Source organism: Pseudomonas sp. WC2401 (genome assembly GCF_041200115.1).
Classification (GTDB): Bacteria; Pseudomonadota; Gammaproteobacteria; order Pseudomonadales; family Pseudomonadaceae; genus Aquipseudomonas; species Aquipseudomonas fragi.
Map to the genome: position 1 here is coordinate 787,477 of NZ_CP165623.1, position 12,709 is coordinate 800,185.

The window sequence follows — 12,709 nt, forward strand, 5'->3', positions numbered from 1 at the left end:
ACCCCGGCCAAGGCCGGGGTTTGTGGGGGTTGCGCTACCAGGCGAGGTTACTCACCTTTTGGCAGGGCTTCCTTGCTGCGCCAGTGCGGCAGCGAGTTCCAGTAGCGCTCGCCCTTGGCGCTGTCGTACATGCCTTCCCAACGGGAGATCACCAGTACCGCCAGGGCGTTACCGATCACGTTGAGGGCCGTACGCGCCATGTCCATCACACGGTCAACACCGGCGATAAAGGCCAGGCCTTCCAGCGGGATACCCACGCTGCCCAGGGTGGCCAGCAGTACCACGAAGGACACGCCCGGTACACCGGCGATGCCTTTGGAGGTCACCATCAGGGTCAGGACCAGCAGCAGTTGCTGGCTGATCGACAGGTCGATGCCATACAGCTGGGCAATAAAGATTGCCGCGATGCTCTGGTACAGGGTCGAACCGTCAAGGTTGAACGAGTAGCCGGTCGGTACCACAAAGCTGCAGATCGCTTTCGGGCAGCCGTAGGCTTCCATCTTCTCGATCACGCGCGGCAGCACGGTTTCGGAGCTGGCGGTGGAGTAAGCCAGAACCAGTTCATCCTTGAAGATGCGGATCAGCTTGAACACCGAGAAGCCGAACAGCTTGGCAATCAGGCCCAGCACCGCAACGGCGAAGAACAGGATGGCGCCGTAAACCAGCAGCACCAGCTTGGCCAGTGGCACCAGCGAGGCGAAACCGAAGTTGGCGACGGTCACGGCGATCAGGGCAAACACACCGATTGGCGCGTAGTTCATGATCATGTGAGTGACTTTGAACATCGACTCGGACACGCCCTGGAAGGTTTTCACCAGCGGGTCGCGCAGTTCGGCGTTCAGGCTCGACAAACCGAGACCGAAGAGCACCGAGAAGAAGATGATCGGCAACATCTCACCGCGCGCCATGGCTGCGAAGATGTTCGATGGAATCAGGTTGAGGATGGTCTCGATAAACGCATGCTCATGCGTTACTTCGGCAGCCGTGGCCGCGTACTTGGAGATATCGACCGTGCCCAGGGTGCTCATGTCGATCCCGGCACCGGGTTGGAACACGTTGGCCAGCACCAGGCCGACCAGGATCGCGATGGTGGTGACCACCTCGAAGTAAATGATGGTTTTAAAACCGATACGACCGAGTTTCTTCGCATCCCCCACGCCTGCAATCCCGACAACCAGTGAAGAAATCACGATTGGGATTACGATCATCTTGATCAGACGGATAAAGATATCGCCGGCAGGTTGCAGAACGTTACTGATCCACCAGGCCTTTTCAGCACTGAAATGGTTGAGCAGCGCGCCGATTGCAATCCCGAGGACCAGACCAATCAGGATCTGCCAGGCGAGGCTAAGTTTTGCCTTCTTCATGTCATTACCCTTACTTCAAGTGGACTCGGGCGCAGGCTCAGGCTAGAGCGCTCGAAAGCGCAAAAGAGAGAAACCTGCACCCCCGTAGAAGGTCGCCCAAACCGAGCCCGAAAGGCTCTTTGGCAGGCGAAAAAAGGCGCAACTATTCCCATGCAGGAGGTGGCCGTCTAATGCCGTAAACGCCTACCCTATGCCGAATCGGCATGGGTTTTGTCCGACAAGACCTCAAATCGCCCCTCCTGAGATTCCACAGAATAGACGACATAAGTGCCGTAGACCGGCTGTTTCAAGGTCATTTTGGTCAGGTAGGGGGTGGCATAAAGCCGCTTATATCCAAGAAATATCCGACAACACAAATCAGATATAAGTCCCGGCTATTTTTCTACAAGTCGATATACGGTCGACGTTCCGAAGCACCGTTCAGGCCACATTTGTTTTTAAAAAAATGAACCCTGATAAGGCATTACGCATGCCGGGTGGTTTTCTTCAGGCGTAAAAAAACCAAGGTAAAACCTTGGCCGCAACACGTGATGTAACCGGTTTCATGCCCCGCGGTCGCCACCCGATAACGGGGTAGCAACCGCTGCCTTAAAGGAGGGGGCGAACATGGCTAGCCTCGACCGCGACGACCGAAGATAAACGACACCACAAACATCACCAGGAACACGACAAAGAGAATCTTGGCGATGCCGGTAGCGGTGCCCGCAATACCACCGAAGCCCAGGACTGCAGCGATGATGGCGATAATCAGGAAGGTAATGGCCCAACTCAACATGGTGATTCTCCTTATTACAGTGTGAAACAGGGTGGTGCTTGACGCCCATCAGGGCTTCAAGGCTGTAAACACTTAAAACACCCAGCGTTCCGGCAGGGGCTGGGTGTTGGCTATCTGGGTGTCGTCGGAAGCGGCCAGCGCGTAATGGCCAGTGCCTTCAATGACCGCGCCCAATGCCTGGAAATGCTGTTGCGGGGCAGCGGCATGCACCACCGTGGCAACGGGCTGCGCTGCAGTCTCCCAGCGTGCCCACTGCTGACCACCGATCAAGGTCACCGACAACGCCAGGCTGGCAAACAGGCCTTGTTGCAGATGCAATGACGTAACACGCATGTTGGAGAATTCTTGACGATTCATGTTCAAACTCCTGTCACCCGGTGGTCAATGTGAGGTTGTGCCGCGAGTTGCGACGCTCTGTACAAGGGTAATTGCAGGGGTCGTGCCACTTTTTTATTTCGAATAAAATCCTTACAAATCAATAAGTTATAAATAGATGAAAACAGATTTTGCACGCATCCTGCACGATGACCGGCAAGGCTGTCGTGCGTTCTGCACGATCACGCAGCCACGTAAACCCCGTAGCAGCTGCCGAAGGAACGAGGCTGCGTTCGGCGGCGTAGCCGTCGTAGAACTGGAGCTCTATGGTGTACCAGGAGAACCGTTGACTCAGGATTTACGACGGCTACGCCGCCGAACGCAGCCTCGCTCCGCGAGTCAGCTGCTACGAGGGTAAATTCCCACGATTGATCAAGACCTGATTTCCAGCCTAATCAGCTGCAAAATCAGCCAGTTACTTCATGCAGCCCAGCACCTTCGGTGCTAGCCTCGGAATCAATCCGAAAAATCATGCAACTTGCCCGATTATTCCGACACTAACCAAGACCACATATAAAGGAACGTAGGAAATGGAGTCAGCCAAAGAGCAACAGGGCCGCATTCTGCTGGTCGACGATGAGTCCGCCATCCTGCGTACATTCCGCTATTGCCTCGAAGACGAGGGTTACACCGTCGCCACCGCCAACAGCGCAGCGCAGGCCGACGCGTTGTTGCAACGCCAGGTGTTCGACCTGTGCTTCCTTGATCTGCGCCTGGGTGAAGACAACGGCCTGGATGTGCTGGCCCAGATGCGCATTCAGGCGCCGTGGATGCGGGTGGTGATCGTCACCGCCCACTCGGCTGTGGATACCGCCGTGGATGCGATCCAGGCAGGTGCAGCAGACTATCTGGTCAAACCGTGCAGCCCCGACCAGCTGCGCCTGGCCACCGCCAAGCAACTGGAAGTGCGCCAGTTGTCCGCCCGCCTTGAAGCCCTTGAAGGTGAGGTGCGCAAACCCAAGGAAGGCCTCGACTCCCATAGCCCGGCCATGATGGCGGTGCTGGAAACCGCCCGCCAGGTTGCCGGCACCGATGCCAATATCCTGATTCTGGGCGAGTCGGGTACCGGTAAAGGCGAACTGGCCCGGGCCATACACGGCTGGAGCAAGCGGGCGAAAAAGTCCTGCGTGACGATCAACTGCCCGTCACTGACGGCCGAGCTGATGGAAAGCGAATTGTTCGGCCACACCCGCGGTGCCTTTACCGGCGCCAGTGAAAGCACCTTGGGCCGGGTCAATCAGGCCGACGGCGGTACCTTGTTCCTCGATGAAATCGGCGATTTCCCACTGGCCCTGCAGCCAAAACTGCTGCGTTTTATCCAGGACAAGGAATACGAACGCGTCGGCGACCCCGTCACCCGCCGCGCCGATGTACGGATTCTGGCCGCCACCAACCTCAACCTCGAGGACATGGTGCGCGATGGCCGCTTCCGTGAAGACCTGCTCTACCGTCTCAACGTGATCACCCTGCACCTGCCGCCGCTGCGCGAGCGCAGTGAAGACATCCTGACCTTGGCCGACCGGTTCCTGGCCCGTTTCGTCAAGGAATATGCCCGCCCTGCCCGCGGTTTCAGCGAAGAAGCCCGCCGCGCGCTGGCCAATTACCGTTGGCCGGGCAATATTCGTGAGCTGCGCAACGTGGTTGAGCGAGCGAGTATCATCTGCCCCCAGGAAGTGGTCGAGGTCAGCCATCTGGGGATGGCCGAGCAAGCCACGCCCAACGCCCCGCGCATTGGTGCGGCACTGAGCCTGGATCAACTGGAAAAAGCCCATATCGGCGCCGTTCTGGCCACTAGCGAAACCCTGGACCAGGCAGCCAAGACGCTGGGCATCGATGCTTCGACGCTGTACCGAAAACGCAAGCAGTACAACCTGTGAGTAGCCGATGAAACTTGCGATCAAGCTGCGTACCCGTTTGTTCCTGAGCATTTCGGCGCTGATTACGGTGGCGCTGCTCGGCCTGCTGCTTGGCGTCGTCAGCGTGATGCAAATGGCCAAAACCCAGGAAGCGCTGATTCGCAACAACTTCATTACCCTCGACCTTGGCCTTAAGCTGCGCCAGTCCCTGGGCGATCAACTGGTCATGATGTTGCACAACCAGCCAGACCCCCAGGCGCTGCAGGCATCGGCCCAGCAGTATCTGAAGCTGCTCGACGAGGGCATTGAGCATGAGCGCAAAAACGATCTGCACAGCGGTTTTGCCCAGGCCCGGGAGGATTACAGCAGCTTTTTGCTGGCCTTCAACAAGGCCCACGACGCGCAACTGAACCTGAGCAATGACAAGGAACTGACCAGCCGATTCAATCAGCTGCGCAACGGCCTGATTACCGAACACCGCCGCGCGCTCGATACCATCTATGCCGCCCAGGCCGCAGCCCGGGATCGCGCTCTGGTCATTGCCGCCTTGCTCGGCCTGGTCGGCCTTGCCGTGCTGATCATCGGCTTTATTACTGCCCACGGTATTGCCAGGCGTTTTGGCGCGCCGATCGAAGCCTTGGCCAAAGCCGCCGACAATATAGGCAAGGGTAATTTCGAGGTGGTGTTGCCGCTCTCTTCGGCCACGGAGATGAACCTGCTGACGCGGCGCTTTGGCATTATGGCCGAGGCTTTGCGTCAGCATCAGGCCACCAATATCGACGAGCTGCTGGCGGGCCAGCAACGGCTGCAGGCCGTGCTCGACAGCATCGATGACGGGCTATTGATGATCGACCAGCAGGGCCGCCTTGAGCACTTGAACCCTGTCGCGCAGCGCCAGTTGGGCTGGGACGAGAGCCGCCTGGGCCAATCGCTGGGGGACGTGATGCAGCGGCCCGAACTCGACCAGCAACTGCAGACGGTCTTGCGCGGCGGCAGCCTTGAGCGCCTGCCGGAGGATCTGAGCGTCGATATCGAGGGTGAAACCCGCCTGCTGACCTACAGCCTGACCCCCGTCAGCCAGCCCAAGGGGCCGATCCTCGGTGCCGTGATGGTGTTGCATGACGTTACCGAGCAGCGCGCCTTTGAGCGGGTACGCAGCGAATTTGTGCTGCGCGCCTCCCATGAATTGCGCACCCCCGTCACTGGCATGCATATGGCGTTCGGGCTGTTTCTGGAGCGTTCGCGCTTTGACCCGCAGTCGCGGGAAACCGACCTGCTCAACACCGTCAACGAAGAAATGCAGCGTCTGATGCAGTTGATCAATGACCTGCTGAATTTCTCCCGCTATCAAAACGGCATGCAAAAACTGACGCTGGCCCCTTGCAGCGTCGAGCACATGCTTGAAGACGCCCGCACCCGCTTCGCAGACCTTGCAGCGGCGAAAAATATCGAGCTGCTGGTGGAACTGCAGCAGCCGCTACCCGAGCTGCGGGCCGATCAGGTGCAGCTGGAGCGGGTGCTGGACAACCTGCTGGACAATGCCTTGCGCCATACCGCCAGCGGCGGGCAGATCCGCCTGCAGGCCCGGCGTCATGGCGAGCGGGTGATCATCAGCATCGAGGACAATGGCGAAGGCATTGCCTATAGCCAGCAGGGGCGGATTTTTGAACCCTTTGTACAAGTGGGGCGCAAAAAGGGCGGCGCCGGCCTTGGACTGGCGCTGTGCAAGGAGATTGTGCAACTGCATGGCGGGCGTATCGGGGTGTATTCACGCCCCGGGCAAGGCACGCAATTTTACATGGCCTTGCCGTTGCTCTAGCCCGTCAGTGCTTTTGCGTGTTTAGCACTTTCAAAATGGCCGCACTTTCAGCATCGGGAGTGCCATCGAACCGCGATGGCCTGAAATGCATCTGGAAGGCGGCCAGAACATGGCGAGTGGCTACATCCAGCTCGCCGGTTTGCGGGGTCTCGTAGCCCAGTAGCGCCAGTTGCTGCTGGAACCAGGTAATGCTTGGCAAGTTGCTGGCGTACAGCGCTTGCTCGCGGGCGACGGCCTGGGCGTTTGGCCAGATGCCAAAGCCGGCATCGGCCAGGCGCTTCCAGGGAAACAACGGGCCGGGGTCAAGCTTGCGCAAGGGGGCGATATCGCTGTGGCCAATGATATTGCGCGGGTCGATCTTGTAGCGTGTGGAAATGTCCTTGAGCAATGCAATAACGGACTGGATCTGGCCTTCAGTGTAGGGGTACCAGACTCTGCCTTCTGGCGTATCGCGAAAGCCCTTGTTGACGATTTCAATGCCGATGGAGCTGGAATTGAGCCAGGTGCGGCCCTTCCACTGGCTTTCACCGGCGTGCCAGGCGCGCTGGTTTTCATCCACCAGTTTATAAATGGTCGGCGGGGTATCGCCCACCAGGTAATGGCTGCTGACCGGGCCGTGGGTCAACAGCTCCAGGGAGCGCTCCAGCGAGGTCGACGTGTAGTGCAACACCACAAACTGCACGCGGCTGTCGTGGTTGACCGAAGGATGGCTGGTGTCCATGCGCAGGCCGTTGCTGCAACCGGCCAGCAGGGCAAGGGACACGATCAGGGCGGAAAATTTCATGGGCAGGCACAACACGACTGAACAGTTAATCAGCAAGCATACCTTAAGGGCCTTGTTGTGCAGTGGGATGGACGAATTATGTCGTCGTTACAGCGGCGCTGTCTCCACGCAATTGCGCCCACGGTGCTTGGCCTGGTACAGCGCTTCATCTGCGCGCTTGAGTACCTGATCACTGCGATCCCCCGGCCTGAACGCCGACACCCCTATGGACAGGGTGATGGTCACCGGTTCGCCCTTGAAGTGGAAGGGGCAGGCTTCAATCGCCGCCCGCAGTCTCTCGACCCCCTGCACACCCGCCGCCAGCGGTGTGTCGGGCATCAGCAGGACAAATTCTTCGCCGCCAAAGCGGGCAATAAAGTCGACCGGGCGCAGGTGCTTGCGCAACTGCGCGGCAATGATCTTGAGCACCTTGTCGCCCGCCAGATGCCCATAACCATCATTGATACGCTTGAAGTGGTCGAGGTCGAGCATGGCAATCAGCAGCGGTTTGCCGTGGTTTTGCCACTGTTCGACTTCATGCTGCAGACGTTCGCCCCAGGCCGCCCGGTTTGGCAGGCCGGTCAGGGGGTCGATCAGGGCTTTCTGGCGCTGTTCTTCAAGGTGCTCGCGATAGTCCTGGGCCTGCTGCTCCATCTGCGCAATGCGCTCGGCCAGCCCTTGCAGGTGGGCTGAAACCTCCTGTTCGCGGGCATTGCGCTGCTGCTGGTGCTGATCCATCGCACCCAGCAGCCCTTCGAGACGGTTTTCCAGCAGGTGCTTGAGGCTGTTGAGGTCGACGGCGTCTTGCACGCTGTTTTGCAGGCCGTCGACGTGTTCGCGCAGTTGGCTGTGCAGGTCGTCGGCAGCGCTGCGACCTTCGGCATGGCCTTCGCTGGCGGCCTGAAGATTGTTCTGGAATGCCTCAAGACGCTCATTGAGCTGTTTGAGATAAGCCCCGAATTCATGCTGGCCGCTGTCGGTAATGGCCAGCATCAAAACCGCAAGATCGTCGAGTATTGGCAGCAGTTCGTACCAGTTCAGCCCCTTTTCCAGACGTTTGCGCATGGCCTCGGCCTGGGGGCGATGATGTTCGGGCAACGACAGGTCGTTCAGCAGGCCGAGCAGGGTGGATTCAATATGCTCCGCAACGCTGCTGTAAGTGGGCTCGGGGGCCTCGGGCAGGGCATAGACGGCATCAATCTCGGCGGGCTCGTACTCGGGTTCAGGCCCCGGTTCAGGCTCGGGACTTTCAGGGGCCCGGGCCTGGTCATTCTCTGCCTCGACCAGCGCCACCACGGACTCCAGCGCACCACTGGATGCCTGCTCATCAGGCACGTTTATGGCTACCACCTCTGGTGCGACCAGCACTGGCGCCTGGGCATCGTGCAAGGCTGGCGGGGGCGAGGGCTGCGGCGCGACTTCGGCGATGACAGGCTCAGCCGGCGCGATGATCACGGCCGGTTTGACCACAACCGGTGCAGCTACGGGTTTTTCCGCCGCGGGCTGCGGCTGCGGTGCGGTTTCTGTGGGTGGGGGGTCGCTGTCCTGGGTGCCGAACAGGCGCTGCAACAAACCCGGTTTGGGCGGCTCGGCTTCCTTGAGTTGTGGTGCCAGCGCCTGCCCCTGTAAATGGCTTAGCTCATCGAGCAGCAGCGGTATTTCACGGGCATGGGACACCCGGTTGTCGAGCTGCTTGGCATAGGCCTTGAGCGGCCTGCTGACCTCGCGGGGCAAGGGCAGGGCCTGCAACTGCGTGACCAAGGTATTGAGCGCCACGCTGACTTGCTCAACCCGGGTTTCACGCCGTTGCTCAGAGTCGAGCACGGCTTTTTCAAGGCGCGGCAGCAGGGCGGCAAGGGCGGCGTCCATCTCATTGGTGCGCACCACTTCGCGCATCTCTTTCATGCACTGGTCGACCGTGCGATCGCTACCTTCAGCGGCCAGGGTGCTGCGCACAAGGCCCCGGCGCAGCAAGTCGAGGCGGGCATTCCAGCGGCGCTCAAGCTTGTCTTGCAGCTCAACGCTTTTAAGGTATTTCTCTTTCCAGCGCGCGGCCTCGTCTGTCATGCATGCGGCTCGTTGTCAGGCGGACGTAACGCTAGCTGTGAGTCGACGCCGACAGAACCTGGCAGGCGGATATCCACAGCCACCGGCAGATGGTCCGAGATTGGCTGGTCCAGTACCTGCACGCGTTCGAGGGTCAGGCTTGGGCTGAGCAAAATATGATCAAGGCAACGTTGCGGACGCCAACTGGGGAAGGTGGCCTCCATTTGCGGTGCCAGCAACCCGAGGTCACGCAGTGGCGAGGTGTGCAACAGGTCGTTGGCGTGGGTGTTCATGTCGCCCATCAACACATGATGCTGATAGCCACCAATCAACTCGCGAATATAGGCCAACTGCCGGGTGCGGGTTTTTGTCCCCAGCGCCAGATGCATGATTACCACCACCAGTGCGTCAGGGCCTTCGCCAAAACGTACCAGAATCGCACCGCGACCCGCAGGCCCGGGCAAGGGATGATCCTCAATCACGGCAGGGCGCAGTCGGCTGAGCAAGCCATTGCTGTGCTGGGCCAGACGCCCGAGATTGCGATTGAGTTGTTGATACCAGTAGGGGAATTCGCCCTGCTGGGCAAGATACTTGACCTGATTGATGTAGCCGGAACGATGACTACCACCATCGGCTTCTTGCAGGGCAACCAGGTCGAAGTCGCCGAGCAAGTCGCCAATGCGCTCCAGGTTACCGGCCCGGCCTTTGTGAGGCAGTACATGCTGCCAGCTGCGGGTCAGGTAATGCCGGTAACCCTGGGTGCTGTTACCCACCTGGATATTGAAACTGAGCAGTCGTAAACGCCGATCATCCGGTATCCCGCAGGACGCCAGATGATCTTCGTTGATCTGCGGCTCATGCAGACCAACGGTTCGCTCGCCTTTCCAGCGGAGCATGGGCGAGGGCGCCGCTTAGTTTTTTGCGCCCGCTGCACGCTCTTTGGCGATCAGCTGGTCAGCCACGCTCAAAGCGCCTTCAGGGCCACCGGCAGTGCCCAGGTCGAAGCGGTACTTGCCGTTGACGACCATGGTCGGTACGCCGGAGATTTGATAGGCCTGGGCCTTTTTCTTGGCGTCTTCAACCTTGCCTTTGACGGCGAACGAGTTGTAAGTGCTCAGGAACTTGTCTTTATCGATGCCTTCGCCGGCCAGGAAATCAGCCATTTCCTCTGGGGTAGCCAGCTTCTTGCCGTCGTGGATGGCCTGGAATACAGCTTTGTGAACCTTGTTTTCAACGCCCATGGCTTCAAGGGTGATGAACAATTGGCCATGAACATTCCAGATCCCGCCAAACATGGCAGGGATACGCACGAAGCTCACGTCGGCCGGCAGTTTTTCTGCCCACGGATTGATGGTTGGCTCGAAGGCGAAGCAATGCGGGCAGCCATACCAGAACAGCTCAACGACTTCGATCTTGCCAGGCACGGCAACCGGAACGGCGCTGCTCAGCTCTACATATTGTTTGCCCGCTTCAAGCGGCTCGGCAGCTTGAGCGGTCATGCCAAACAGGCTGGCACTGACGAGAGCGGCGCTGAGAATCAGATTACGCATGCTTTACTCCTGGACAGATAAGGTCATATCAACGTGACCTGTATTCAGACAGGTCCATGCTGGCTTGAGTTCGATAGTGTAACTGTAGACGCGATGCAAAAGGGCAGCCGAAGCTGCCCTTTGAGGTTCACATTCAAGGATTAAACGATCGTTAACGTGACCACTGGTTTCAAGACCTGGCCTCGCCGACCGTGCTGACCTTAGTGCAGGCCTTGAATATAGCTGGCCAGCGCCTTGATGTCCTTGTTGCTCATCTTAGCCGCGATGCCGCGCATGATCATCGAGTCGCCATCGTTGGTACGATCGCCTTCGCGGAAGTCTGTCAGCTGTTTCTCGATATAGCTGGCATGTTGGCCGCCCAGGTGCGGGAAGCCGGCAGCGGCAAGGCCCTGGCCGTCTGGCGAGTGGCAGCCGATGCACGCTGGCATGCCTTTCTCAAGGTTGCCACCACGGAACAGGGCTTCACCCTGGGCAACCAGTGCCGGGTCTGCAGCGCCGACCGAGCCTTTCTGGCTGGAGTAGTAGGCAGCGATGTCGGCAAGGTCCTGATCGTTCAGGTTCGCCAGCAGGCCGGTCATTTCCAGCACCTGACGCTTGCCGTCCTTGATTTCATGCAACTGCTTGAGTAGGTAACGATCACCTTGCCCGGCCAGCTTGGGGAAGTTTGGGGCCATGCTATTGCCGTCCGGACCGTGACAAGCGCCACATACAGCGGTTTTTGCCTGACCTGCAGCAGCATCACCTACCACAACGGCGCCTGCAGCCTGGGCAATACCGCTGACGCCCAAGGTCAACAGCAGACTCACGAGTAATTTGTTCATCAGCTAATCCAACTACGGCTAAGGGTTAAAGAGTTCTGGGCCGGGCTCACTCGCTTATCCACTGTAGGACAGTTCGGTGATCCTCGACACTGCAGTCCATGCACAAACCACGCGGCGGCATCGCCTTGAAACCCTGGGTCACGTGTTGCACCAGCGCTTCCATACCTTGCTCTAACCTTGGCCGATAAGCTGACCTGCATGGCAGACAATACAAACGCGGTTGTACACGGCTTCCGGATCCTGTGTAGCCTGAATGCTGTAACGTGGCATCAAGACACCGGCACCAGCAGTCATAAAACGACCTTTTCAGGGTTGGGAGCCTGCTGCGTTCTAATGCGCAACCTGGGTTTTTCGCTCCCGTGTTCTTCATCCTACGCTGGGACAAAGCGCACACAAAATCTGCGGCATTATATACTGGCGTCACTGAAACGGAAACGACACGCTCGCCGCGTCCATTCCTGACGCCGCTCACATCGGAAATCCCATGCAACTCAAGAACCCCATTCTCGGTCTGTGCCAACAGGCCACCTTCATGCTCAGCGCTGCCAAAGTCGATCAATGCCCCGATGACGAGGGCTACGAAGTCGCGTTTGCCGGGCGTTCCAACGCCGGCAAGTCCAGTGCCCTCAACACTTTGACCCACGCCAGCCTGGCGCGCACGTCGAAAACTCCGGGCCGTACCCAACTGCTGAACTTCTTCAAACTGGACGAAGAACGTCGTCTGGTCGACCTGCCGGGTTACGGTTATGCCAAGGTGCCGATCCCGCTGAAACTGCACTGGCAGCGTCACCTTGAGGCGTATTTCGGCAGCCGTGAAAGCCTCAAAGGCGTGATCTTGATGATGGATATCCGTCATCCAATGACCGATTTCGACCTTTTGATGCTGGACTGGACCGTGTCCAGCGGCATGCCGATGCATATTTTGCTGACCAAGGCCGACAAACTGACGTACGGCGCTGCAAAAAATACATTGCTTAAAATCCAGTCGGACATTCGCAAGCAATGGGGCGATGCCGTCACCATCCAGTTGTTCTCCACGCCCAAGCGCATGGGCCTGGAAGAGGCGTACACCGTGCTGGCGCGCTGGATGGAACTGCCGAACAAAGGCGAAGAGCTGGTCGAGGCTGACGAGTAACACATCGCAGGCAAAAAAAACCCCGGACTTCGCATGGGGGGAAGGAGGTCCGGGGTTCAAGTACTGAACCGCTAGGGCGTGGTTCAGATATCTGCCAACACTTAACACAACATTAGGAGCTTTGAAGGGCTTCACCACCCATTCAATAAATCTGAGTGGTGTTGGCAGATTTAGTTCCGGGAGCCTAAAAACTCTTTGGAAT

The 12,709-nt window shown here is 58.7% G+C and carries 11 protein-coding genes and 1 pseudogene; 3 read left to right on the forward strand and 9 right to left on the reverse strand.

Features of this window, described 5'->3' with window-relative positions; genetic code table 11:
* Positions 1-47 precede the first annotated feature (47 nt).
* From gltP to AB3G35_RS03470, 3 genes are all read right to left on the reverse strand, one after another.
* Positions 48-1,367, reverse strand: a complete 1,320-nt coding sequence (gene gltP / locus AB3G35_RS03460) for a glutamate/aspartate:proton symporter GltP (protein WP_016782761.1) — start codon at positions 1,365-1,367, stop codon at positions 48-50.
* A gap of 610 nt (positions 1,368-1,977) precedes the next feature.
* Entirely contained in the window at positions 1,978-2,142 is a 165-nt protein-coding gene (locus AB3G35_RS03465; protein ID WP_019828122.1) for a DUF1328 domain-containing protein, read from the reverse strand.
* A gap of 72 nt (positions 2,143-2,214) precedes the next feature.
* A complete protein-coding gene (locus tag AB3G35_RS03470; protein WP_016782760.1) occupies positions 2,215-2,499 on the reverse strand; it encodes a hypothetical protein in 285 nt (94 codons plus the stop codon).
* Between the two features lie 548 nt (positions 2,500-3,047).
* Here AB3G35_RS03470 and algB point away from each other — a divergent pair.
* Both algB and AB3G35_RS03480 read left to right on the forward strand, forming a co-directional pair.
* Positions 3,048-4,394 carry a sigma-54-dependent response regulator transcription factor AlgB gene (gene algB, locus AB3G35_RS03475; protein ID WP_016782759.1) on the forward strand — a complete coding sequence of 449 codons (1,347 nt, stop codon included), beginning with the start codon at positions 3,048-3,050 and terminating at the stop codon, positions 4,392-4,394.
* Positions 4,395-4,401: 7 nt separating this feature from the next.
* Positions 4,402-6,192 carry an ATP-binding protein gene (locus AB3G35_RS03480; protein WP_083369709.1) on the forward strand — a complete coding sequence of 597 codons (1,791 nt, stop codon included), beginning with the start codon at positions 4,402-4,404 and terminating at the stop codon, positions 6,190-6,192.
* Positions 6,193-6,196: 4 nt separating this feature from the next.
* Here AB3G35_RS03480 and AB3G35_RS03485 read toward each other — a convergent pair whose 3' ends face one another.
* The 6 genes and pseudogenes from AB3G35_RS03485 to AB3G35_RS03510 form a co-directional block, all read right to left on the reverse strand.
* Positions 6,197-6,976 (reverse strand): N-acetylmuramoyl-L-alanine amidase, encoded by a 780-nt coding sequence (locus AB3G35_RS03485; protein ID WP_086795604.1) that lies wholly within the window; start codon positions 6,974-6,976, stop codon positions 6,197-6,199.
* Positions 6,977-7,063: 87 nt separating this feature from the next.
* Positions 7,064-9,022, reverse strand: coding sequence for a diguanylate cyclase (locus AB3G35_RS03490; protein WP_369782307.1), 1,959 nt, complete (start codon positions 9,020-9,022; stop codon positions 7,064-7,066).
* Entirely contained in the window at positions 9,019-9,897 is an 879-nt protein-coding gene (locus tag AB3G35_RS03495) for an endonuclease/exonuclease/phosphatase family protein (protein ID WP_369782308.1), read from the reverse strand. The genes AB3G35_RS03490 and AB3G35_RS03495 overlap by 4 nt, the downstream gene beginning before the upstream one ends.
* A 15-nt stretch (positions 9,898-9,912) precedes the next feature.
* Positions 9,913-10,551 (reverse strand): thiol:disulfide interchange protein DsbA/DsbL, encoded by a 639-nt coding sequence (locus AB3G35_RS03500; RefSeq protein WP_016782754.1) that lies wholly within the window; start codon positions 10,549-10,551, stop codon positions 9,913-9,915.
* A 200-nt stretch (positions 10,552-10,751) separates the two neighbouring features.
* Positions 10,752-11,372: a cytochrome c gene (locus AB3G35_RS03505; RefSeq protein ID WP_016782753.1), complete on the reverse strand. Its 621-nt coding sequence runs from the start codon at positions 11,370-11,372 to the stop codon at positions 10,752-10,754.
* Between the two features lie 46 nt (positions 11,373-11,418).
* Positions 11,419-11,666 (reverse strand): annotated as a pseudogene (locus AB3G35_RS03510) (cytochrome c5 family protein).
* A 190-nt stretch (positions 11,667-11,856) separates the two neighbouring features.
* Between AB3G35_RS03510 and yihA the strand changes: the two are divergent.
* Positions 11,857-12,507 carry a ribosome biogenesis GTP-binding protein YihA/YsxC gene (gene yihA, locus AB3G35_RS03515; RefSeq protein ID WP_016782752.1) on the forward strand — a complete coding sequence of 217 codons (651 nt, stop codon included), beginning with the start codon at positions 11,857-11,859 and terminating at the stop codon, positions 12,505-12,507.
* The last annotated feature ends 202 nt before the right edge of the window (positions 12,508-12,709 follow it).